The 23,358-nt window shown below is 63.1% G+C and carries 22 protein-coding genes and 1 pseudogene; 18 read left to right on the forward strand and 5 right to left on the reverse strand.

The window, feature by feature from the left end:
- Positions 1 to 62: 62 nt before the first annotated feature.
- Entirely contained in the window at positions 63 to 1,205 is a 1,143-nt protein-coding gene (locus ACLGL5_RS16125) for a mandelate racemase/muconate lactonizing enzyme family protein (protein WP_069091533.1), read from the reverse strand.
- Positions 1,206 to 1,338: 133 nt separating this feature from the next.
- Between ACLGL5_RS16125 and ACLGL5_RS16130 the strand changes: the two genes are divergently transcribed.
- The 9 genes and pseudogenes from ACLGL5_RS16130 to ACLGL5_RS16170 form a co-directional block, all read left to right on the forward strand.
- On the forward strand, positions 1,339 to 1,974 hold the full coding sequence (locus tag ACLGL5_RS16130) for a GntR family transcriptional regulator (RefSeq protein ID WP_244966414.1): 636 nt from the start codon (positions 1,339 to 1,341) through the stop codon (positions 1,972 to 1,974).
- A 126-nt stretch (positions 1,975 to 2,100) separates the two neighbouring features.
- Positions 2,101 to 3,339, forward strand: coding sequence for an ABC transporter substrate-binding protein (locus ACLGL5_RS16135; RefSeq protein ID WP_069091535.1), 1,239 nt, complete (start codon positions 2,101 to 2,103; stop codon positions 3,337 to 3,339).
- Between the two features lie 107 nt (positions 3,340 to 3,446).
- Positions 3,447 to 4,349: a carbohydrate ABC transporter permease gene (locus tag ACLGL5_RS16140; protein WP_223217774.1), complete on the forward strand. Its 903-nt coding sequence runs from the start codon at positions 3,447 to 3,449 to the stop codon at positions 4,347 to 4,349.
- Positions 4,342 to 5,187: a carbohydrate ABC transporter permease gene (locus ACLGL5_RS16145; RefSeq protein ID WP_019856663.1), complete on the forward strand. Its 846-nt coding sequence runs from the start codon at positions 4,342 to 4,344 to the stop codon at positions 5,185 to 5,187. The genes ACLGL5_RS16140 and ACLGL5_RS16145 overlap by 8 nt, the downstream gene beginning before the upstream one ends.
- 10 nt (positions 5,188 to 5,197) lie before the next feature.
- Positions 5,198 to 6,277, forward strand: coding sequence for an ABC transporter ATP-binding protein (locus ACLGL5_RS16150; protein ID WP_064983403.1), 1,080 nt, complete (start codon positions 5,198 to 5,200; stop codon positions 6,275 to 6,277).
- A 223-nt stretch (positions 6,278 to 6,500) separates the two neighbouring features.
- Positions 6,501 to 8,117, forward strand: coding sequence for a GMC family oxidoreductase (locus ACLGL5_RS16155; RefSeq protein WP_069091536.1), 1,617 nt, complete (start codon positions 6,501 to 6,503; stop codon positions 8,115 to 8,117).
- Between the two features lie 20 nt (positions 8,118 to 8,137).
- Positions 8,138 to 8,263, forward strand: coding sequence for a hypothetical protein (locus tag ACLGL5_RS16160; RefSeq protein ID WP_019856667.1), 126 nt, complete (start codon positions 8,138 to 8,140; stop codon positions 8,261 to 8,263).
- A 106-nt stretch (positions 8,264 to 8,369) separates the two neighbouring features.
- A complete protein-coding gene (fghA, locus tag ACLGL5_RS16165; RefSeq protein WP_069091537.1) occupies positions 8,370 to 9,242 on the forward strand; it encodes an S-formylglutathione hydrolase in 873 nt (290 codons plus the stop codon).
- Positions 9,243 to 9,413: 171 nt separating this feature from the next.
- Positions 9,414 to 9,626: pseudogene (locus ACLGL5_RS16170) on the forward strand (SDR family oxidoreductase); the annotation flags it as partial.
- Positions 9,627 to 9,680: 54 nt separating this feature from the next.
- On the opposite strand, the gene ACLGL5_RS16175 reads toward ACLGL5_RS16170, so the two are convergent.
- Both ACLGL5_RS16175 and ACLGL5_RS16180 read right to left on the reverse strand, forming a co-directional pair.
- Entirely contained in the window at positions 9,681 to 10,964 is a 1,284-nt protein-coding gene (locus ACLGL5_RS16175) for an NAD(P)/FAD-dependent oxidoreductase (protein ID WP_069091539.1), read from the reverse strand.
- Positions 10,965 to 11,132: 168 nt separating this feature from the next.
- Positions 11,133 to 12,239 carry a histidinol-phosphate transaminase gene (locus ACLGL5_RS16180; protein WP_069093342.1) on the reverse strand — a complete coding sequence of 369 codons (1,107 nt, stop codon included), beginning with the start codon at positions 12,237 to 12,239 and terminating at the stop codon, positions 11,133 to 11,135.
- Between the two features lie 232 nt (positions 12,240 to 12,471).
- On the opposite strand from ACLGL5_RS16180, the gene ACLGL5_RS16185 reads away from it, so the two are divergent.
- The 8 genes from ACLGL5_RS16185 to ACLGL5_RS16220 all read left to right on the forward strand — a co-directional run bounded on the left by ACLGL5_RS16185 (position 12,472) and on the right by ACLGL5_RS16220 (position 20,774).
- Positions 12,472 to 13,245 (forward strand): SDR family NAD(P)-dependent oxidoreductase, encoded by a 774-nt coding sequence (locus ACLGL5_RS16185; protein WP_064983398.1) that lies wholly within the window; start codon positions 12,472 to 12,474, stop codon positions 13,243 to 13,245.
- 80 nt (positions 13,246 to 13,325) lie between these two features.
- Positions 13,326 to 14,648 carry a histidinol dehydrogenase gene (hisD, locus tag ACLGL5_RS16190; protein WP_069091540.1) on the forward strand — a complete coding sequence of 441 codons (1,323 nt, stop codon included), beginning with the start codon at positions 13,326 to 13,328 and terminating at the stop codon, positions 14,646 to 14,648.
- 15 nt (positions 14,649 to 14,663) lie between these two features.
- Entirely contained in the window at positions 14,664 to 15,689 is a 1,026-nt protein-coding gene (locus ACLGL5_RS16195; RefSeq protein ID WP_069091541.1) for a zinc-dependent alcohol dehydrogenase, read from the forward strand.
- Positions 15,690 to 15,720: 31 nt separating this feature from the next.
- Positions 15,721 to 16,452, forward strand: coding sequence for a histidine utilization transcriptional repressor HutC (hutC, locus tag ACLGL5_RS16200; protein ID WP_069091542.1), 732 nt, complete (start codon positions 15,721 to 15,723; stop codon positions 16,450 to 16,452).
- Between the two features lie 109 nt (positions 16,453 to 16,561).
- Positions 16,562 to 17,866: a hypothetical protein gene (locus tag ACLGL5_RS16205; RefSeq protein WP_069091543.1), complete on the forward strand. Its 1,305-nt coding sequence runs from the start codon at positions 16,562 to 16,564 to the stop codon at positions 17,864 to 17,866.
- 215 nt (positions 17,867 to 18,081) lie between these two features.
- Positions 18,082 to 19,089, forward strand: a complete 1,008-nt coding sequence (locus ACLGL5_RS16210; RefSeq protein ID WP_027046561.1) for an ABC transporter substrate-binding protein — start codon at positions 18,082 to 18,084, stop codon at positions 19,087 to 19,089.
- A gap of 28 nt (positions 19,090 to 19,117) precedes the next feature.
- Positions 19,118 to 19,981 (forward strand): ABC transporter permease, encoded by an 864-nt coding sequence (locus ACLGL5_RS16215; protein ID WP_019856678.1) that lies wholly within the window; start codon positions 19,118 to 19,120, stop codon positions 19,979 to 19,981.
- 10 nt (positions 19,982 to 19,991) lie between these two features.
- Entirely contained in the window at positions 19,992 to 20,774 is a 783-nt protein-coding gene (locus ACLGL5_RS16220; RefSeq protein WP_027046562.1) for an ABC transporter ATP-binding protein, read from the forward strand.
- Positions 20,775 to 20,811: 37 nt separating this feature from the next.
- Here ACLGL5_RS16220 and ACLGL5_RS16225 read toward each other — a convergent pair whose 3' ends face one another.
- Positions 20,812 to 21,129 carry a sulfur globule protein precursor gene (locus tag ACLGL5_RS16225; RefSeq protein WP_141700915.1) on the reverse strand — a complete coding sequence of 106 codons (318 nt, stop codon included), beginning with the start codon at positions 21,127 to 21,129 and terminating at the stop codon, positions 20,812 to 20,814.
- 111 nt (positions 21,130 to 21,240) lie between these two features.
- Entirely contained in the window at positions 21,241 to 21,741 is a 501-nt protein-coding gene (locus tag ACLGL5_RS16230; protein WP_069091544.1) for a hypothetical protein, read from the reverse strand.
- A gap of 158 nt (positions 21,742 to 21,899) precedes the next feature.
- Between ACLGL5_RS16230 and ACLGL5_RS16235 the strand changes: the two genes are divergently transcribed.
- A complete protein-coding gene (locus ACLGL5_RS16235; RefSeq protein ID WP_069091545.1) occupies positions 21,900 to 23,345 on the forward strand; it encodes a DHA2 family efflux MFS transporter permease subunit in 1,446 nt (481 codons plus the stop codon).
- The last annotated feature ends 13 nt before the right edge of the window (positions 23,346 to 23,358 follow it).

Below are 23,358 nucleotides of genomic sequence, written 5' to 3' on the forward strand. Positions count from 1 at the left end.
CACTTTGAACCAACGACGATAGTGGGCCGACCGCCGCAGCCCTGGTCTGGGCTTCATCTTCTCTACTGCTTCACGGAAAGGCGTGGATTTTCCGGCGCGGCGCCGAGCTCCGACCGTGCCAGGCGCCTTGGCCTGATCCATTCGCCGCGCGCCTTTTCCGATAGGACCAATCCATGGCCTGGCCGATCGGGCGCGTAGGCGTAGCCGTCCCGGATTTCGATAGGCTGTTCCACCAGATGATCGAAGTTCTGAAATGAATATTCCAGCCATTCGACCTCGGGAAGCGCGGCCGCCATATGCACGCCGACCTCCAGGAACGTGTTGCCGATGCTGATCGGTATCCCGAGTTCGGCTGCCAGCCAGCCGATGCGCATGACATCCGTCACCTGGCCGTGGACATTCAGGATATCGGCCGCATGGGCTTCCAGGAGCAGCCGTTTGCCCTGGAGATCCAGATACTCGCCGCTGTTGATCTGGGTCCATGTGACGGCATGCCTGAGTGTTCTCAACCCTTCATGGTCGTGACGCAGGATTGGATCCTCGACCCACAGAAGTTCGTGGCCGGCCTCGCGGATCGCCACCAACTTCGTGAGCGCCTCCTTAGAGGTCCAGGCCTCGTTCGGATCGATCATGATTTTGGACCCGGCCGGGACACAGGCCTTCAACAGTTCCAAGCGCCTCAGGTCGCGGTCGAAATCCTGGTGGCCGACCTTGATCTTGAAAGCCGAGTAGCCAATCGAAGCCGCGTGGGAGAACAGCGAGACGAAGGCCTCATCGTCGAGGTGAAAATCGAGACCGCTGGCATAGGCTTTCACCCGGTTGCGGCGACTTCCAAGCAAGACATGAAGGGGCAGGCCAGCTTCTTTGGCCGCAAGATCCCAAAGCGCCACCTGAATCGCTTCGTGAAAGGGCAGGGAGTAAGCCCGCTGATTGCCGCCGCGCGGGCGGTGCACACGGTGGACCAGGGCGATCGCCCTGTTTCCCTTCAGGCTCGGCCAAACCTCATGTTCGAAAACGCTCTCGATCTCTTGCTGATCAGGAAGTGGATTGAAGAGCGTCTGGATGAATCCCAGCCCCACCTCGCCACTCTCGGAAACGAGCTCCAGTGCGGCGACGTTGACATCGTCGGCCCGAACCTGGCTGTCCCCGATTACCCGGTCGCGGGCGAACTGAAATCGGGTTATACGAAAATGCGAAAGGCTCATCACAAGGGCTTTCTGATCGGTTACGATATCCAACTGATCTATCAGATGGTATCTTAGTACCGGACCAATGGAGGGGCCGCAAGTGGCGGGCAAGGCAAAAACGGACTCTTCTCCCCTCGTGGCGGCCGCCCGCATGAGCGATGTCGCCTATGAACGAATCCTTGAGGGCTTGTTCGACCGGCGCGTGCCGGCCGGGGCATTCATCTCGCAAAACGAATTGTCCGCGATCGTCGACGTGCCTGTTGCCCCGCTTCGCGACGCCCTGCGTGTTCTTGAGGCGGAAGGGATCCTGACCATCCACCCGCGCTCCGGCATCCAGTTCGTCAGGCCCGGCCTGGAGCTTACGCGTGCCACCTACCAGTTCCGCTCCATCGTCGAGCGCGCCGCGATCCGTGTCTTTGCGGAACAAGGCGATGAGGCCGTCATGAATGCCTTGGAAATCCGGCATTCCAGGCTGCTTCGACGCGTCGAGCGCGATGGTCTCGGAAAAGAACAACTGGAGGAGATGGACGCGCTGGAGGGAGAGTTGCACGGCGCGGTCATCGCCGCGCTGCGCAATCCCCTGATCGACAGCACCTACCGGCGCATGCACAATTATCTGCGTCTGCTGCGGCTCGACAGGAAGATCACGACACCCATCATGGTCCGGACGCTCAAGGAGCACCTCGATATCCTAGAGGCTTGCGGCACAAGGAATGCCGACGCCGCCGAGGCAAAACTGCAGGCGCATTTCCAGGCGGCGATGCAGCGAAGCCTGGGTCTCGTCTGACAGGTCAATCGTGATCCGTCGCTTAGTCCAGCTGCGCGCCGGGCGGTTGCATGGCGTGGGAAAGGATGCTACCCAAACTTCAACTGATCGATCAGATTGATGATCTGATATCTTGGAGGAGATAGGATGCAGTTGAACAAGAGGCAGTTTCTCATGGGTACGGCGGCCCTGGCGATGGCAGGGCATATCGGCGGCGCCCGTGCCGCGAGTGCCATCAGTTACTGGCACCATTTCACCAGCCAGTCGGAAATGGCCAGCCTGCTGAAGATCATCGCATTGTTTCAGGCGGCCAATGCCGATGTGGCGGTGACGCAGGAGAACATCCCGAACTCTGAATATATGGCAAAGGTCTCTTCGGCCGTGCTGGCCGGTGGCCGTCCGGATACCGCCATGGTGATCGCCGAGCGTTTCGCCGATCTCACCGCGATGGAGGGGTTGATTGATCTTACCGAGCGCGTGAACGGCTGGAAGGGCAAGGCCAATTTCCCCGAAAATCGCTGGACCGGGCTTTCCAGCAACGGCGCCATCTATGCGGTTCCCGCCTTCGCCTTCGTCGATTGGATGTACTACCGTGCCGACTATTTCGAGGAAGCCGGGTTGGCCGGGCCGCCCCGGAATTTCGACGAATTCCTGAGCGCTTGCCGCAAGCTGACCGACCCGTCGAAGGGTAGATATGCCTTTGGCATGCGCGCCGGCGCCGGCGGTTTCAAATATGTTATCGATGTCATGGAGGCGTTCGGCTCGCCGATCGTCAGGGATGGGCAGCCAGCCATCGACAAGGCAGCGGCGATCGAGGCGATAACGTTCTATTCCGATCTCTTCCTGAAGGAAAAGGTCGTGCCGCCGAGCGCGCCCAACGACAGCTACCGCCAGATCATGGAGGGCTTCCGCACCGGGCAGACGGCAATGGTGTGGCACCACACCGGTTCGCTGAATGAAATCTCGGCCGCGATGAAGCAGGGCAAACAATTCTCGACCGCACCCATGCCGGCGGGTCCGAAGGCGCATGTCGCTCGCGTTGCCTACGCCGGCAACGGCATCATGAAGGAAGACAATATAGAGGCCGCCTGGCGCTGGGTGAGTTTCTGGGGCGAGACCGATGCTGCCCTGGCCTTGCTCGAAGGCACGGGCTATTTCCCGGCCTCTGCCGCTGCCCTGCAAGATCCGCGGATCACCGGCAATCCAATCTATCACGCGGCGGTCGAAACGCTCGAGTTCGGACGTCTGCCGAACAATTTCGTGGGCGCGGCGGGCTGGTCCGAAAATGTCGTCAATCCCGCTTTCCAATCGGTGCTCACGGGCCAGTCGACACCGGAGCAGGCCGTGGACCGTATGATCCAGGGCCTCGAGGCCGCCCTTCGCTGATACATCCCTGCACGGCCGGCTCCGGCGTGCGGCCATGCGTTGAACGCAACGGGACGATGCATTCGCATCGCGAATCCATGACATCAAGCTCAAGCGGATATCGGCCATTGCGGGCTCTCGGCGAATTGTCCGAGACCCGCTACTGGATGTATTTGCTGCTCCTTCCCAGCCTCGTCATGATCCTGCTGGTGATCGCCTATCCGACGCTTTACGGCATGGCCATCAGTTTTCGCGAGATGCGTCTGACGCGTCCCGGTCTGGGTGGCTGGGTCGGCTTCAAACATTATGCGGCAATGTGGTCCGATCCTGTCTTCTGGATCGCCCTGAAGAACACGGTCGTCTGGGTCACCGCGGCCGTCGTGCTGGAATTGGCGCTCGGCCTTCTCGCCGCGACCGCCCTCAACAGGGATTTGCCGGGCACGAAGATCTTCGCCGTGCTGATCCTGCTTCCCTATTTCCTGCCCAACGTCGTGGCGGGTCATATGTGGGCCCTGCTGCTCGATCCGAGGCTTGGGGTCATCAACGATCTTCTCGTCCGCGCGGGCGTCCTGCACACCTACAAGGCATGGTTCGCGGATCCCAATACCGCGCTTGCGGCGACCGTCCTTGTCGAGGCGTGGCACGGATTTCCATTCTTCGCGCTGCTGTTGCTCGCGGGCCTGAAGAGCATTCCCGAAGATCTCTACAAGGCAGCCGCGGTGGACGGCGCGGGCGTCCCGGCGCAGCTCAGGCTGATCACCTTGCCGATGCTCAAGACCGTGATTGCGGCGGCGGTGATCCTGCGCGTCATCGGGCTGGTCAATTCGCCCGATCTGCTCCTCATTCTCACCGGTGGCGGACCGGGAGATGCCACGCAGGTCCTGTCGCTATACGCCTTCCAGACCGCGTACAAGGAATTCAATTTCGGCTACGCATCCGCCCTGTCGGTGGTGATGTTCGTAATCCTGATGATCTTCGCGACGGCATATATCCGCCTGTCCAGGATCACCAAGGGAGACGGCGATGATTGAAAGCAAGCGCCGCCGGCGGGTGATCGCCAACATCGCCACCTACTTGGTCCTCGCGACCCTGTCGATGTTCTGCATCGGTCCGATGATCTGGATGTTTCTGACATCGCTAAAATACGAGGCCGACATCGTCACCCAGACCATGCAGTACATACCGAGGCGCGTCACCTTCGACAATTATGTGGCGATCTGGACGCAGTCCGGCTTCCCGCGGCTGATAGCCAACAGCCTGGTCGTCACCTTCCTGACGGTGACGATCTGCGTCGCCACGGGCACGCTTGCCGCCTATGCATTTTCACGCTTCGCATTTCGCGGCCGAACGCAGCTCATGCTCGGCTATCTCGTCGTGCGCATGTTCCCCGCCGTGATGATGATCATTCCCCTTTATGTCGTCATGCGTGGCGTCGGCCTCGTCGACAGCCGTTTCGGACTTGCGCTTGCCTATACGAGTTTCCTTTTGCCGCTGTTCGTGTGGATGCTCAAAGGTTTCTTTGATTCCGCACCCAAGGAACTCGAGAGCGCGGCGCGCATCGACGGCTCGACAAGGCTTGGCGCCATGGTCCGCATCGTCATGCCGCTTGCGCGCAACGGTCTGGTGGCAAGTTCGGTGTTCATTGCCATCGCTGCCTGGAACGAGTTCTTGTTCGCCCTGATGCTGACGACAGGGCAGGGATCACGCACCTGGCCCGTGGGCCTGCAGTTGATGGTCGGCGAATTCCAGCTTCCATGGGGTGTGCTGGCGGCAGGCGGCATTCTCAGCATCCTGCCTGTCATCGTCCTCTTCGCCATCGTCCAGCGAACCATGGTTCAGGGGCTGACCGCGGGCGCCATCAAAGGTTAGGAGCATTCGCATGGCGACACTTTCCATCAAGGACGTGCGCAAGTCCTATGGCTCCGTGCAGGTCCTTCACGGGGTCGATATCGAGCTCGAGGACGGAGGCTTTCTGGTTCTGCTTGGGCCGTCCGGATGCGGCAAGTCGACCCTGCTCAACATGATTGCGGGCCTCGACGACACGTCCGGCGGCGACATCCTGATCGGCGGACGCTCGGTCGTGGATCTCGCGCCCAAGGACCGCAATATCGCGATGGTGTTCCAGTCCTATGCACTTTACCCGACCATGTCGGTGGAGCGAAATATCGGCTTCGGATTGGAAATGCGTGGCGTGGACGCCGATCAGCGCAAGCGCGCCGTCGACGACGCCGCGCGGCTGCTGCAGATTTCGCATCTGCTCGACCGACGCCCTGCCAATCTTTCGGGAGGACAGCGGCAGCGCGTTGCAATGGGGCGGGCGATCGTGCGCGACCCGGAGCTGTTCCTTTTTGACGAGCCGCTTTCCAATCTCGATGCAAAGCTTCGTGTGGAAATGCGCACGGAGATCAAGCGCCTGCACGAGCGTCTCGGCACGAGCATCGTCTATGTGACACATGATCAGATCGAGGCGATGACGCTGGCCACCAAGGTGGCGGTGATGAAGGGCGGCCATATCCAGCAGTTTGCCGATCCTCGCACCATCTATGAACGGCCCGCCAACGTGTTCGTCGCAAGTTTCATCGGATCGCCGGCGATGAACTTCCTGCCCGGGCGTCTGGTCTCGGACGCGAATGGCGTGCGTTTCGCGGCGAGCGGCGTGTCGGTCGCATTGCAGGCCGGCAAGCGGCCGGTTGATTCAGAGCGCCCTGTGATCCTGGGCATAAGGCCTGAAGAATTGAAGGTGGCCGGGCGCGATGAAGCTTCGGTCACCGGGGTGATCGATGTCGTGGAGCCTACAGGGCCTGAAACCATGGTGACGGTGCAGGTTGGCGACCAGTCGATCATCGCCCGCCTGCCGCCGAGGTTTGCAGGCCGGCGAAACGAGCCGATATTCCTTGCCGTCGATCCGGCCAGCGCCAACCTGTTCGACCCCGGCAGCGAGCAGCGCATCGATATCTAGACTAGGGGACCGACACCACGGCGCTTCTGGCGCAACGCGGTTTCGGTCATCGGCCAATGCATAGCCGAAGCCGGCATCGGTGCCGGCGAGATCGTCGCCATCGGTTGCAGCGGCCATGGGTGGCGGTTGCCGAGGCCTACGCGGGAGGGTATCGCCTTTATGGCGAGATCAACCAGGCGATGATTCCGATGTGGGAGCGCATCGCCGCACGGCAGGCACGCACGTGAGCGAAACTTCACCATCCCCTTTCGGCGATTACGACTACGTCATCGTCGGCGCCGGCTCCGCCGGCTGCGTGCTCGCCAACCGGCTCTCGGCCGATCCGCGCAACCGGGTGCTGCTGCTCGAAGCCGGCGGCAGCGACCGCTATCACTGGGTCGATATCCCGATCGGCTACCTCTTCTGCATGGGCAATCCGCGCACCGACTGGATGATGAAGACCGAACCGGAAGCCGGTCTCAACGGACGCAGCCTCAACTATCCGCGCGGCAAGGTGCTTGGTGGCTGTTCGTCGATCAACGGCATGATCTACATGCGGGGCCAGGCAGCCGACTATGACGGCTGGCGACAGGCCGGCAATGTCGGCTGGGGTTGGGACGATGTGCTGCCGTATTTCCGTAAGTCGGAAGACTATCACGGCGGCAAGAGCGCCATGCACGGCAGCGGCGGCGAGTGGCGGGTCGAACGGCAGCGTCTGTCCTGGCCGATCCTCGACGCGTTCCGGGAAGCCGCCGAGGAACTCGGCATTCCCCGCACCGAAGATTTCAACACCGGCACCAATGAAGGCTCGGGCTATTTCGAGGTCAACCAGCGGCAAGGGGTGCGCTGGAACACATCGAAGGCATTTTTGCGCGGCATTGCGGCGCGTCAGAATCTGCGCGTGGTGACGGGGGCTGAGACGGAACGGCTCGAATTCGACGGCCGACGCGTCACCGGACTGCTCTTCCGCCAAGGCGACCGCCTGCACAAGGTCAGCGCCGGACAGACGATCCTTGCTGCCGGTGCCATCAACTCGCCGAAGATCCTCGAACTGTCGGGGGTGGGGCGCCCTGACCTGCTTTCGAGCATTGGCGTGGATGTTCGACACGCCTTGCCGGGTGTTGGCGAAAATCTGCAGGACCATCTGCAGATACGCACGGTTTTCAAGGTCGCCAATGCCGCGACGCTCAACCAGCGCTATCACAATCTGATCAGCCGCGCGGCGATGGGTGTGGAATATGCGCTCAAACGCAGCGGGCCGTTGTCGATGGCGCCGAGCCAGCTCGGCATTTTTGCCAGGAGCGATCCGCGCCTCGCAACACCTGATCTGGAATATCATGTGCAACCGCTCAGCACAGACCGTCTGGGCGAGCCGCTGCATCGCTTTCCCGCGGTCACCGTGTCGGTCTGCAATCTGCGCCCGGAAAGCCGGGGTGCCGTGCATATGGCATCGTCCGATCCGCGCGAGGCGACGAAGATCCGGCCGAACTATCTCTCCACCACGCGAGACCGCGGCGTCGCGGTCGCATCGCTGCGCCATGTGCGCAGCCTGATGAAGGCACGGGCCGTGGCACGCTTTGCGCCCGAAGAGATGCTGCCCGGTACGCAATATGACAGCGACGAAGACCTTATCCGCAAGGCCGGCGATATCGGCACGACGATTTTCCACCCGGTCGGTACCTGCAAGATGGGTTCGGACTCGATGGCGGTGGTCGACGACCGGCTACGCGTTCACGGGCTTGCCGGACTGCGCGTGGTCGATGCCTCGATCATGCCGACAATCGTCTCGGGCAACACCAACTCTCCGGTCGTCATGATCGCCGAGAAGGCAGCGGAGATGATCCTGCTGGATCCGCGCTAATAATGTCGTGGCGATGTGCGTTGTCCTCGGATGCCGAAGCCGCCGCGACCCATGGCGGCCACCGCTTGGCGCGGGAGCTGGACGAACATGATATCGGCGATGCGCTGCCGTTCCGGCGGGAAATGACGGCTCTGGCGGCGGAATAGGCCGGAGCTGCTCTCGCGACCATGGTCCAATCCATCAGGGTTGCCGCGGTCCCGGCCCATGCCGTAGACAGGCGGCCGTGAAGGACGTTGGCGGAGAAGAAACAAGATGTCGGACCGGATGAAGACCCTCTCCTCGGCCAAGTCGCATGGCGGCGTGCAGGGCGTCTATTCCCATGCTTCGGACGCCTGCTCTTGCGACATGATTTTCGCCGTCTTCGTGCCGCCGCAGGCGCGTGAAAAACCTTGCCCGGTCGTCTGGTACCTCTCCGGCCTCACCTGCACCCATGCCAATGTGATGGACAAGGGGGAATACCGGCGCATGGCCGCGGAGCTTGGCCTGATCGTCGTCTGTCCCGATACCAGCCCGCGCGGCGCCGATATTCCCGACGAGAAGGACAATTGGCAGTTCGGCAGCGGCGCCGGCTTCTACCTCGACGCCAAGCAGGCGCCCTACGCCACGAACTACCGCATGTATTCCTATGTCACCGAGGAATTGCCGGCGTTGATCGCGCAGGAGTTTCCGGCCGATATGAGGCGCCAGGCGATCTTCGGCCATTCGATGGGCGGGCATGGCGCGCTGACGATCGCGCTCAAAAATCCCGAGCGCTTCAAAAGCTGCTCGGCCTTCGCGCCGATCGTGCAGCCAAGCACCGCCGGCTGGTCGCGGCCCGCCCTCGAAAAATACCTCGGCGCCGACGAGGCTTCATGGCGGGGCTACGATGCCACCTTGCTCATCGAGGATGGCCACCGTTTCCGCGAGCTTTTCGTCGATCAGGGGACGTCGGACGGCTTTCTCAAGGACGGGCTGAGGCCGTGGCTGCTGGAAGCGGCCTGCGCCAAGGCCGGCATTGCGCTGACCTTGCGTATGCAGGACGGCTACGACCATTCGTATTTCTTCATTTCGACATTCATGGACGACCATCTGAGATGGCACGCCGAAAGACTGGCTGACCCGGTTCGTGGCACCGGGTCACGCTGAAGCAACGGCATATCCCCGAGCGGGCTAATCCCGCAACAGGTCGAACATCAGCTTGAAGAAGCGGTCGGCATCGACTTCGTGAGCGATGCGCGCATTGTCCTTCTCGCCGCGCTCGCCCCAGAAATCGGCAACCGTCGCGCCGAAAGCATAGGTGCCGGACAGATCGACGCCGATGGCGATTTCAAGAGCAGCGTCCAGCATTTCGCCGACCGCATCCCGCTGCGCCGCATCGGCCAGCCGGACGATGTCGCGGCCGCCGTGGCGTTCCTCGCCTCGGACGAGGCAAGGCACGTCACCGGCGTCGACTGGCTGATCGACCGCGGCCAGACATTGCAGAGCTGGGCCAACGCGCCCGCGGGGCGCGCGTTTCCGAAGTATCGCTAGTTAGGAGCAGCTTTTCCAACCTCACGAGCCTTCAGGTCGGTCGAACGCTTCGCGTCAGAGGCCGAACCGGTCCTTCAGCCGCCCCGATAGGATCGCGGCCTTCACCCCGAGCGGCCAGAGGCGGTGGAACCGGATTGGCTTGAGCGCCGATATCGGCATGGGAAACGGCGACGTCTCGCGGCCTTGCAGCCGTTGCGCCAGGGCAGCGCCCATCGCCGAGGCCATGGCGACGCCGCGACCGTTGTAGCCAAGGCATATCAGCACGCCGTCCTCCGGCTCGTGAATGTGCAGCAGATGGTCCTTGGTGATCGCGACCCGGCCGTTCCAGCCATGCGTCCAGCGTGCTCCGGCGAGTGCCGGCCACAGCCGCAGCGCATAGTCGGTGAGGTAGCGGATGGCGGCAGCATCGCCGATCGGCTTCATCGGTCCCCGGCCGCCCATGAGAAGACGGTTCTGCGCGTCGATGCGGTAGTACACGGTGATATTGCCGGCTTCGTAGACGACCGGCCTTTCAGGGAGAATTGCGGCCGCGGCTGCCGGCGCAAGCGGTTCGGTCGCCGCGATCGCGCTGAACACCGGAACAACCGACTGCTCCAGGCCCGGCCACAGGGCCCCGGTATAGCCGTTGGTTGCCACAAGCACCTTCTCGGCGCTGACCGAGCCGTTGGCGGTTTTGAGGACCCATCGTCCAGCCTCTCGCTTCAGCGAAAGCACTTCGCTGCCACCGAAAATCCGCGCGCCGGCGTTCCGCGCGGCGGCTGCCAGGCCAATCGTGTATTTCAGGGGATGGAGGTCGCCGCCGCGGGCGTCGAACATGCCGGCTATGTATCTGCCGGTACCGGTTCGTGTCGCCATCGCCTGCGCATCCAGCATGCTGACCGGCATGCCCCGCCGCTCGCATTGCGCGGCCGTGGTTCGCACCGCGGCTTCCGGCTTCGGCCGGATGGCCGCGCGGATCGTGCCATTCTGCCGGGCCTCGCAGGCGATCGACAGGCGCCGGATGAGGCCGAAGGTGAAATCCGGCGCGCCGTAGGAGAAATCGATCATCCGCGGCCCAAGGTCGGGGCCGAACATCGCCTCGATCGTGTCGGGATCGTATTTGAGGCCGGGATTGACCTGGCCGCCATTCCTGCCCGAAGCGCCCCAGCCCGGCTGGGCCGCTTCCAGCACGGCAACGTCGTCGCCCGCTTCCGCCAAATGCAAGGCGGTGGAAAGGCCGGTGAAGCCGCCGCCGACAATGGCGACCCTTGCCCGCTGCGCCCCGGCAAGGGCAGGGTAATTGCCGGTGCCGCCGGCCGTTTCGCGGTAGAGGCTTTTCGGTGTGGTGCTCTCAAGCATGCTGGGTATCGTCAAGGTGACCCGGGAGGAACACAGGCCCGAGAGGCTGGATGGAAGCCGTTGGCCGAAAGCGATGCGCCACTTGCGAAGAACTCCATATTGGGAACGGCAGACCGTCCAATATCGTGCCCGGTGCGCGCCAGGCAATTCAGCATGGCTTTCGGGAAATCACAACAACAGCCGCGACAGCGCCGCCATGAAGTGGTCGTTCTCCGCTGGCGAGCCGATGCTGACACGCACATAGCTGTCGAAATCTTGTTGCTTCCAGGGTTTGACGATGACGCCTTCGCGCAGCAGGCCCTCGGCGAAGGCGGAGGCATTTTGCCGGCAGTTGAAGAACAGGAAATTGCCGCGGGAAGGGGCGACGTCGAGGCCCATGTTCCGGAGGAAACTCTCGACCCGCGTTCTTTCCGCCTTGGCAAGCGCGACGACCCTTGCAAGGTGTTCCTCGTCCGCCAACGCCGCCAGCGCGGCGGCTTGTGCCATGCCATTGGCGTTGAATGGTGTGCGTACCCTGTCGAGCAGGGCGCGCAATTCCGGGTCGCCGACGATGCCGAAGCCGATCCGCAATCCGGCGAGCCCGAACGCCTTGGAAAATGTCCGCAGCACGATCCAGGGTCGGTCGCGATTGCGGAGGTAATGCAGCGACGAAGCATAGTCGTCGCCTTCCGCATATTCGGCATAGGCTTCGTCGACGACGATCAGCGTCTCGTCGCCGGCCGCATCCAGAACCTTCGACAGGTCGCCGGCGGACAGCCAGCTGCCGACCGGGTTCATCGGGTTGGAGAACAGCAGCATGCGGGGCCGCTCGCGCTCCGCCTCGATCAGGGCATCGACATTGATGGTGAGGTCGTTGTTGACGGTCACTCGTTTGACGCTCGCGCCCATCAGCGTCGCGTAGTCCTCGTGCAGCGGGAACGATGGATAAAGCGTGACGACGGTATCGCCGGGCCTCAGCACGGCACGGCTGATGACGGACAGAAGGTCCTCCGAGCCATTGCCGAGGATGATCTGGTCCTCGCCGAATCCATATCTGGCGGCGATCGCCTGGCGCAGTTCGCGCCCGGCCGGATCCGGATAGAGCCGGAACATCTCGGCGCCGGCCTGCACCATCGTGGCCAGCGTCGGGCTCGGGCCGAGGGGGTTTTCATTCGACCCCAGCTTGGCGATCCTGGCCGGAGCATATCGTTGCATGACCTCGGCGATGGTCAGTCCGGAATTGTAAGGCGACAAGCGCGTGACTTCGGTTCGGACCATGTCTGATGCTCTCGACACGAGCGGGCTCCTCTGCGGTCGGCCGACGGACCCCATCATCGACCGGGTTCTCAAACACTGGGTTTCGCCGCATCGTTCCCCGGGGTGAGTCAGATCATTGACAGGCGCACTGGTGCAGCGAATTTTTGCTAGAAGTAGCGCAGCCGAAATTGTTTGTATATGCTTGTATATGTAACTTGATCTGGTAGTCTCGCTATCGGAACGGAAGCGCGACACCGGCAAGGAGGATCACATGCGCAATGCTTCTCTGTTCGATCTCGCCGGCAGGAAAGCGCTTGTCACCGGCGCCAGCCGCGGAATCGGCCGCAGCATTGCCGAAGCGTTGAGCGCTGCCGGCGCCGACGTCGCGGTCACCGCGCGCAGCCTGGCGTCCCTCGATGAGGTCACGGCGGCGCTCCGCGCGGCCGGCGGGGTTGCGCATGCCGTCGCTCTCGACGTCACCGATGTCAACCGCTGCCGGACGGCCACCGCCGAGGCTGCGGGCCTGCTTGGCGGTCTCGACATCCTCGTCAACAATGCCGGAATGGAAGAGGTCAGGCCCTCTCTCGACGTCGACGAAGCGCTGTGGGACCGGATCATCGACACCAATCTCAAGGGGGCGTTCTTCTGCGCCCAGGCGGCCGCGCTGCAGATGCGGGATGCCGGGCATGGCGGCGCCATCATCAATCTCTGCTCACTGACATCAGAAGTCGGCATTCCCACCGCGGTGCCCTATGGTTCGTCGAAGTCGGGCCTGCTCGGCATGACCAGGGCGCTGGCGGCGGAGTGGGCGGGTCTCGGCATCAGGGTCAACGCCATCGCCCCGGGTTACTTCCGGACGGCGATGACCGATGTGTTCTACAGCAACGAGGCATGGCAGCAGTCCATGCTCGCCAAGATCCCTCAGCACCGTTTCGGCGATCTCGGCGACCTGCACGGCGTTGCCGTCTTCCTTGCCTCGGATGCGGCGGCCTACATAACCGGCCAGTCCATTCCGGTGGATGGCGGCTTCCTGGCATCGATTTGAGGCAGCGCTAAAGGTTCGAAATCAACGTCTTGCGCAACGTAACCGGCCGGCGCGTTGCGTTCCAACAAAGAGGAATATCCATGTCCGACGTCAGCTTCCACGATCTGTCATCGCTCGACGCCACCCAGCGGTCCAGCCTGCTGAAGCGCGCCGAGGCCGATCTGTCGGTCTTCGTCGAAAAGGTCCGCCCGATCATCCAGGGCGTCAAGGACGAGGGTGACGCCGCGCTGATCCGCTTCGCCAGGGAGCTCGACAAGGCCAATGTCGCCGAAGGCGGACTGCAGGTGTCGGAAGCCGAGTTCGATGCGGCCTTCGACAAGGTCGAGAGGGATGTCGTGGAAAGCATCGGCTTCGGCATAGACAACATCAGGCGTTTCCATGAGGAGCAAAAGCCGGAAACGATGTGGCTCAAGGAAGTTCGGCCGGGCGCCTATGCCGGCGACCGCTATACGCCGATCGCCTCAGTCGCGCTCTATGTGCCGCGCGGCAAGGGCGCCTTCCCGTCGGTGACGATGATGACATCAGTTCCGGCGGTCATTGCCGGTGTGCCGCAGATCGCCATCGTGACGCCAGCGACATCGGATGGTTCGGTGGATGCGGCGACCCTGGTCGCGGCTCGTCTCGCCGGCGTGCACACCGTCTACAAATGCGGCGGCGCCCATGCCGTCGCCGCCGTCGCCTACGGCACCGAGACGGTGAAGCCGGCGCTCAAGATCGTCGGCCCCGGCAGCCCATGGGTGGTGGCGGCGAAGAGCGTACTGTCCTCGGTCATTAACACAGGGCTTCCGGCCGGACCGTCGGAAGCCATCATCTTTGCCGATGACAGTGTCGACGGCGGCCTTGCCGCGCTCGATCTGCTGATCGAGGCCGAGCACGGACCGGATTCCTCGGCCTATCTGGTGACGCACAGCCGCAAGGTCGCCGAGGCAGCGCTCGCTGCGCTCCCGCAACACTGGTCGCGCATGACCGAACAGCGTGTGGAATTCTCGCGCGCGGTGCTGACCGGCAAGCGCGGTGGCATCGTACTGACAGCGTCGCTGGAAGACAGCTACCGCTTCATCAACGACTATGCGCCCGAACATCTGGAAATCCTGTCGAAGGAGCCGTTCGCGCATCTCGGGCACATCACCGAGGCGGCGGAGATCCTCATGGGTCCGCACACGCCGGTGACGCTTGCCAACTTCGTCCTTGGGCCGAATGCCGTGCTGCCGACCAGCCGCTGGGCGCGGACCTATGGGCCGCTTTCGGTGACGGATTTCGTCAAGCGCTCGTCGGTCGGCTATGTCACCTCGGCCGCCTATCCGGAATTGGCGAAGCACGCCCGCAGGCTCGCCCGCTACGAGGGCTTCAGCTCGCACGAAAACGCCGTCTCGGAAATCCGCGACCGCTACCTCGCCGGCTGAACGGAGACGATCGCGATGAAGGCAGCACGGCTTTATGGACCCGGCGATCTGCGCGTGGAGCACATTGCCCCGCCAGGCATTCCGGATGCCGGCTGGGTGAAGCTCAGGGTCGATGCCGCCGGCATCTGCGGTTCGGACCTGCACAATTTCCGCACCGGCCAATGGATAAGCCGCTCGCCTTCGACGGCCGGCCATGAGCTGACCGGCACGGTGACCGCGATCGGCGAGGGCGTCGGCACCGTCGCCGTCGGCGACAGGGTGGTTGCCGATTCCCGCTTCTGGTGCGGGGAGTGCGCGCAATGCCATGCCGGCAGGCGCCATCTCTGCGCTTCGCTGGGCTTTGTCGGCGAGGTCTGCGACGGCGGTTTCGCCGAACAGGCTGTTTTGCCCGCACGCTTGCTGCATGTCGTTGATGCGGAACTTGACGAGCGGGTCGCCGCGATGGCCGAGCCGCTCGCGGTGGCGCTGCACGCGGTGCGGCGTCTGCCCAAGACGGCAGGCCCGGTGCTCGTCGTCGGCTGCGGGCCGATCGGCGGTCTCGCCGCGCTGCTGCTTTCGCAGAGCTTTGCAGGCGCCGTGCTTGTCGCCGACCGCAACCAGGCGCGCTGCGACCGCGTGGCGCGGGTGACCGGCGCAAAAATCGTTGACCTCGACCGCGATGCCATTGCCGCAGCGACTGGCAACGCCCCCTTGCTGGCGGCCGTCGAGGCGACCGGCAGCATCGCCGCGTTCACCCAGTTGCTCGGCGTTCTCGATTCCGGCAGCACGGTGGCGATGGTCGGCATCTTCCATGGCCGTCTCGACATCGATCCCAACCTTCTGGTCGAACGCGAGGTCGCGCTGCTGGGGTGCCATGCCTTCGCCGACGAACTGCCCGACGCCGTGCGGATGCTGGGTGAATTGAGCGAACCTTTGCTCGCCCTGATCGATCGGGAGATCGGTCTCGACGATATTCCGGCCACTTATGAGCGGCTGTTGGCGGGGCAAAGCGACGGCTTGAAAACAATCATCCGCATGCGGCAACCTGTTGAGCCGGCGTGATTTCCGATAAATTGCCGGAAAGGATTTTGAAATGATCGATTTGCCCGATACGGCGAGCCCCCTTTACGAGAAGGTGAAGGACTACATCCTGACCAACATCGGAACGGGCCGGTGGGGCAAGGATCGCAAGCTGCCGTCCGAGAATGAGCTGGTGGTTTCGCTTGGTGTCTCGCGCATGACGGTCCACCGGGCCTTGCGGGAACTGACCGCGGCGGGGTTCCTGATCCGGCTGCAAGGCGTTGGCACCTTCATCGCGCCGCCCCGGCCGCAATCGACGCTGATCGAGATCAACAACATCGCGGCCGAGATCGTCGAGCGCGGCAACAGGCATCGCTCCGAAGTCCTCGTGCTGGAAACCATCATGCCGACCAAGGAGCTCGCTTTGTCCTTCGAGTTCCCAAAGCGCGTCGCGATCTATCACTCCGTCGTCGTCAATTTCGAGAATGATTTGCCGGTGCAGTTGGAAGAGCGCTTCGTCAATCCGAGCCTGATCCCCGACTACGACAAGCAGGATTTTTCGAAGACGGCGACCTACGACTACCTCATGCAGAAAACCCCGGTGACCGAGGTCGAGCATATCATCTCGGCGATCCCGGCCGACGCCGGGACGGCGCGGCATCTCAATATCGATGTCGGCAGCTGCTGCCTGTTTCTGCACCGCCGCACATGGACAGGCGCGATCGTCGCCACCATCAGCAAGCTGACTTATGCCGGCAGCCGCTATTCGCTCGGCAGCCGCTATTCCCCCTCCAAGACCAACTGACGGCGGCAGGGCTACCGCAGTTCGCAGAGGTTTTTCCATAGATGTATGTACATGTATTAATGAGAGCGATTTCACTCTCGGCTGACGGCCTGACCCGAGGCGACGATCGATGACACAGACACCGAGCCGTACGGCACGGATCCGCACGCTCGCGCAGCATGATGTCGGCGAGGCGCAACGCGCGCTGGCGGCGCTGCTGGGCGACCTGTTCGGGATGACTCCAAGCAATGTCCGCATCAATGTCGACAAATACAGCCTCAATTCGTTGAACGGCTTCTTCGACAGCGAGGGCCAGGCCTATTTCTTCAAATTTCACCAAGAGGAACGCGAAGAGGGCATGACCGGCGAATACTACCGGGCCGAGATCCTGTCGCGTGCCGGCCTGCCGGTCGACCAGCCTGTCCATATGTCCGCTCAGCCCGGCGAGCAGATCCTTGTCTATCGGCGCCGCACGGATCCGAGATTCTCGGATGTCCTGTTCGCGCTGGATGTTGAGGACGATGCCGGCAAGCGGCGCGAGGCGGTTCTTGCCGAGCGCGACCTGTCCGCCAGGCTGCTCGAGGTCTATCTCGAGACGTTGCATCCGGTGACTGTCGCGGAGGTCTCGGCGGAGCCGATCCACCGGCTGTTTTATGAGCGGCTGGTCGACGCCGATACGCGGTCGTCGCCGGGCGGCCGGCTGGCGGATTTCTATGTCGGCAAGCCGTTTGTCTTTCCCGGCATGGAACTTGGCTGGGATCGGTTCTCCCGGCTGAAATTCGTCATCAACGGCCAGCTTTACACCAGCAGCATCGGCGAACTTTTCGACGCTGCTGCGGCGCGCTTGCGGCCGGACCGGCTAGCCGATGCCGGCGGCGTGGTCGCGCATGGCGACGCCCACAATGCCAATGTCTGGTACACGGAAGAAGCGGGGAGGGCGGAGCTGTCCTTCTTCGATCCTGCTTTTGCCGGCTCGCATATCCCGACGCTGCTGGCCGAGGTGAAGGCCACCTTCCACAACATCTTCGCCCATCCGTTCTGGCTCTACGATCCGGCCATCGCGACGGAGACTTTGCGCGCACGGGCGCGGCTGGAAGGAAATCTGCTCCTTGTCGACACGGACTGGGATTTGAGCCCGGTTCGCCGCGACCTGCTGGAGGTCAAGGCCACCGCTTTGTGGCGACCCTTGCTGCTCGAGCTCAAGCGGCGCGGCATGCTGCCGGCGGATTGGCGGGCGGTCCTGCGCTCAGGGCTTTTCCTGTCGCCGACCCTGGTCATGAACCTGCGCGCCGGCGCGCGCAGCCACACGCCGGTGTCTTCTCTCATCGCCTTTTCAGTCGCGGCCATGGTCGGCAGCGAGCCCGATGCCGGGGCCGATCGGGTGACCGATTTCCTCGACTTGATCGATCCTGAAAGCGCGAGCGGATGCGCCTGATCCACGAGGGAAATTGAGCCGTGCCAACTTGTATATGCATGTATGTATTTTAGCCTTGACATCCGCTCCCGCTGACGCTGAAATATCCCTGCACTTCACCACGAAGTGGTGGGCAAGACGCCGAGGCACAGTGCCGCAAGAGCAGAAACCCGCAGTCTCACCAGACCGGATGCCTGGGAAAAAAGCGGTCTGATCATCAAGGGGAACTTGAGATGATGCGTAACCTAGCAGGACAATTTCGCGCGCTCATGATGGCCGCCGCCATCGGGCTCGCCGCCGCGCCAGTGGCCCACGCCGCCGATGCGGCCATTCCCACGACGCCAGAGGCAGGACCGTTCAAGATAGGCATCGAGCCCTGGCTCGGCTATGGCCAGTGGCACGTCGCCGACGCCAAGGGCCTGTTCAAGACGAATGGCTTGTCGGACGTCCAGATCGTCAACTTCGCCGAGGACAAGGATATCAACGCCGCTTTGGCCAGCGGCCAGCTCGACGCCGCCAATATCGCGACCCACACGGCGATGGGCATGGTGGCCGCCGGCCTGCCGGTGAAGATCGTGCTGCTGCTCGATGTCTCGATGACGGCCGACGCCATCATCGCCGGCAAGGACGTCACCTCCATCGCCGACCTCAAGGGCAAGCAGGTTGCTTTCGAAGAAGGCACGACCAGCGACATCCTGCTCAAATACGCGCTCGCCAAGAATGGCATGTCGATCGCCGACGTTCAGCCGGTTCCGATGCCTGCCTCCGACGCCGGCGGCGCCTTGATCGCCGGCCGCGTGCCGGTCGCTGTCACCTACGAGCCCTACCTCACCGTCGCCATGGCGCAGAACAAGGACGTCAAGCTGCTGTTTTCCGCCGGCGAGGACCCCGGCCTGATCAGCGACGTGCTGGTGGTGCGCGACGAGGTCATCAAGTCGCGGCCCGGCCAGGTGCTGGCCATGATCAAGAGCTGGGACGCCGCACTCAAGGATTACAATGCAGACACACCCGGCGGCCGCGCCATCATCGCCAAGGCGGTCGGTTCCGACGTCAAGGACCTCAACACCGCTTTCGACGGCGTGCGCTACTATTCGCTTGCCGAAAACAAGACGGCGCTGACCGGCGATTTCACCACCAAGACATTCGCCGACGTCGAAGCTGCCGCCAAGAACGCCAAGCTGCTCCAGGCCGACGTGACGCCCGAGCAGATGATCGACCCGTCCTTCGTCAAGGCGGCGCAATGATAGAGGCCGAATCGCGGTGGTAGCGCAGATGTCAGCGGATCCCCCCGCGAAAACCGGCCCGGCGCGCTCCGCGCCAAAGGCGGCCACGAAACAGGCGAGGCGCCGCCGGTCCTCCGGGATCGGCGCGCCCATCGCCAGGTCGCGTTTCCTGATGATCGCGGTGGCCGTCTTTGTCGGGCTTGGCCTCGCCTGGTGGGCGGCGACCGGGCTGGAATGGGTAAAGCCCATCTTCCTGCCGTCGCCCGGCAGTGTTGCGACCCAGATCGCCAAGCTCGCCGCTGACGGCACGCTGTGGCTGGACCTCACCGCCTCGGCGTATCGCATTTCCATCGGTTTCCTCATCGCCTCGGCACTGTCGATCCCGATCGGCGTGCTGATCGGCAGCTTCCGCTCCTGGGAGGCTGGTATCGAGCCGCTGGTGGATTTCATCCGCTACATGCCGGTAGTCGCTTTCGTGCCGCTCTCCATATTGTGGGCAGGTACCGGCGATACGCAGAAATTCCTGATCATCTTCATCGGCACCTTCTTCCAGCAGGTGCTGATGGTCATGGACAATGTGAAACGGGTTCCCGCCGATTTCATCGGCCTTGGCCGCACGCTCGGCCTGCCGGACCGCAAGATCCTGACGCGCATCGTCGTGCCCAGCGCCCTGCCGGGTATCTGGGATACGCTGCGCATCAGCCTCGGCTGGGCATGGACCTGGCTGGTGCTGGCCGAACTTGTCGCGGCGACATCTGGCCTCGGCTATCGCATTACCGTGTCGCAGCGCTATTTCCAGACCAACACCATCATTGGTTACATCCTGCTCCTCGGCGTGCTTGGTCTCATCACCGACCAGGTCATGAAGGCGCTGGAAAAGGTTCTGTTTCGCCAGGATGGCCATTCGCAATGAGGAACCGCCGATGACTGTTCCCAAATTGCGCATCGCCGGCCTCGACAAGAGCTTCGGCACGGGCGAGCGGCGCACTGAAGTGCTGCGCGACATCAATCTCGATCTCGCCGACAATGAGTTCGTCTCGCTCGTCGGCACGTCGGGGTGCGGCAAGAGCACGCTGCTGTCGATCGTTGCCGGACTGCAGGACTTCGACGCCGGCGATCTCAGCATCGATGGCGCGCCGATCCTGCAGCCGGGTCTCGACCGCGGCGTCGTCTTCCAGTCCTACACGCTGCTGCCCTGGCTGACGGCGCGGCAGAACATCGAGTTCGCCCTCAAGGCCGCCGGCTACGATCGCACGGCCTGCCGCGAGATTGCGCTTGAGCATCTCGACCTCGTCAAGCTGTCGCAAAGCGCCGACCGCTATCCGTCCGAACTGTCGGGCGGCATGAAGCAGCGCGTCGCCATTGCGCGCGCGCTGTCCTATCGGCCGAAGATGCTGCTGATGGATGAACCGTTCGGCGCGCTAGATGCCTTGACCCGGCACCAGATGCAGGAACTGCTGACCCAGATTTGGGAGGAACACAAGCTGACCGTTCTCTTCGTCACGCATGATGTGGAGGAGGCGGTCTATCTGTCGGACCGCATCGTCGTCATGGGGATCGGGCCGGGACGCATCATGCAGACCTTCAACGTCGACATCGAGCGGCCGCGCCGGGAAGAGGTGATGGAGACCCCGGCCTTCATGGATCTGCAGCGCGGCGTGCACAAGGCGATCCGCGAGGCGTCAAGACGCCCCGAAATGGCGTAGCCCTCGAGCCCTCGCGGCTACCATGGCCCGACAAAGGTCAGAGCATTCCGAAGGGGCCATAATAGTAGGGGCGGTATGGGACACATAGGCCGAGCGCCAGCTGGACCGGTCCGCAATAGTCGTAGTAGCCGCCATGATAGCCGCCTCGCCAGCCGCCGCCAGCCCAATGGCGGCCGTGTCCGCGGTGAAAGGCGTATCTATGCCCGCCACCGAAATGGCGGCCGCGGAAATGCCCCATGGCATGACCGCCGCCATGGTGCCTGACGACCGCGGCGTCGGCCATGGTTGCAAATGAAGTCGTACCTGCCGCCAATGCCAGCGCAACGGAGCTTGCAAACACCAATTGCCTTTTCATGAGCGTTACTCCTGTTTTGTTGCGATATTGCGCATGGGAGAAAAACGGCCGCCTCACTGCACACGTTCCTTCACGAAATTGGGACGGAGAGTCGCTCTGCATGGTCAGCAATCAGGGGCCGTGGGGACCGCATAGGTCGAGTGTCCACGCGATGGTCCCGCAGAAGTCACCGGCGTAGCCATGGTAACTGCCGTAGCCATTGTAGTCGCTGTCCATCCGGCCATAGTTGCTGCCCCAATTGTCGCCAGTCCAATCGCGGCCAACCCAGCCGCCGTGGCCAGCGTGTCGGCCATGTGCGGCGTGCGCATGGCCGCCGTGCGCAACGGTGAGGTGGACAAAGTGGTGCCTGACGACGGCGGCGTCGGCGACGGTGGCAAACGCTATCGTGCTCGTGGCCAAGGTCAGCAGCATGGAACTGATGAATACGAGTCGCCTTTTCATGGAAATGTCTCCTTTCCGTTCCAAGGATATGGGGAAGAAAGCCGTCTCTCGCCGGACACGTTCCTTCACGAAATCGGGACGGATGCTTGCGGGACCGTGCAGTGTCTTCAGGCGATCTCGCGACACCATCGCCTCCTTGCCGACGTCCGGCCCACTCACGGCGCCGGTCAAGATTTGTTGACTTCCGGCAAGGTGGAAATCGCTACCCCTGACCTATTTGTCGGACCATAAGACGGCCGTGCGACCAGACTCCGGCTGGCTGGCACGTAGGGCAATCTTGCCTTTGAACTGGGATGCGCTGCTTTGGCTACAGAATATAAGCCGCTCGCATGACGGAATTTGCCGCAGCATTGGAACAGCCTCAATTCGCCACCGAGCGTGATCCGAGGCTGAGGCTGATCATTCCGATCATTGTCGCCATCGCCTTCCTGATGGAGCAGCTCGATTCCACCATCATCACCACCGCGATTCCGGCCATCGCGCACAGCCTCGACACGACGCCGGTCCGGCTGAACCTTGCGATCACCACCTACATTCTGACGCTCGCTGTGTTCATTCCCGTCAGCGGCTGGTTCGCCGACAGGTTCGGCGCGCGAAAAGTGTTCGCGCTGGCGCTGTTCACCTTCACCCTTGGCTCGGCACTGTGCGGTGTGGCCAACAGTTTCGGCATGCTGCTGGCCATGCGTGCGCTGCAGGGGTTGGGCGGGGCCATGATGACGCCGGTCGGCCGGTTGATCCTGCTGCGCAGCTTTCCGCGCAGCGGGCTGATCACCGCCATGACCTACATGACCTTGCCCGCCATCATGGGGCCGGTCATCGGGCCGCTGCTCGGCGGCCTGCTGACCACCTACGCCTCGTGGCGCTGGATATTCTATGTCAACGTGCCGTTCGGCTGCCTCGGCATTCTGGCCGCGCTGCGCTTTGTCGACGATTTTCACGAGGAGGCGGTGCAGCGCTTCGACTTCGCAGGGTTCCTGATGGTGGGATGCGGTGTGGCACTGCTGCAATTCGGGCTGGAAAACATCGGCCGGCCGATCATTCCCGTTTCAGCCACAGTGCTGGTGCTGGCCGCTTCCGTCCTGCTGCTGCTCGCCTTCGGGCGCTATGCGCGCCGCGTCGCGGCGCCGGCCGTTGACCTGACGCTGTTTCGGTTTCGCTCCTTCTGGGTCGGCACGCTGGCCGGCGGCCTGTGCCGCGTCGGCCTCAACGGCGTGCCGTTCCTCCTGCCGCTGATGCTGCAGCTCGGCTTCGGCATGAGCCCGGTCACTTCGGGCTCGCTGACATTCGTGGGCAGCTTCGGCGCCTTGCTCATGCGGCCGCTGCTGTCGCCGCTGCTGCGGCGGTTCGGCTTCAGCGCCGTGCTGATCGGCAGCGCGGTCGTCGGCTCCGCCACCGTGGCGGGGTTCGCCCTGATGGGCCCTGATACGCCGCATTGGACGATCGGCGTCTACGTCTTCCTGTTCGGCATCGTCCGCTCGGCGCAGTTCATGACCTCCAACACCTTGTCCTACGCCGATCTGCCGGCGGACAAGCTCAGCCGCGCCACCAGCCTTGGTGGCGTGCTGCAGCAGCTCAGCGTTTCGCTTGGTGTCTCGATCGCCGCCATGCTGCTGGGCCTGATCGCGGGGGAGACCCATGTGCTTACGCCGGAGCGCTTTCACCAGGTGTTCCTGCTGACCGCGATCATCCCGTTGATCTCCATTCCCGGCTTTCTGTATCTGCGCGCCGAGGATGGCGTGCAGGTCAGCGGTCACATCAGGGGATCTCGCAGATAGGTTCTTTCAGGAG

The organism is Mesorhizobium sp. U510 (genome assembly GCF_059180695.1).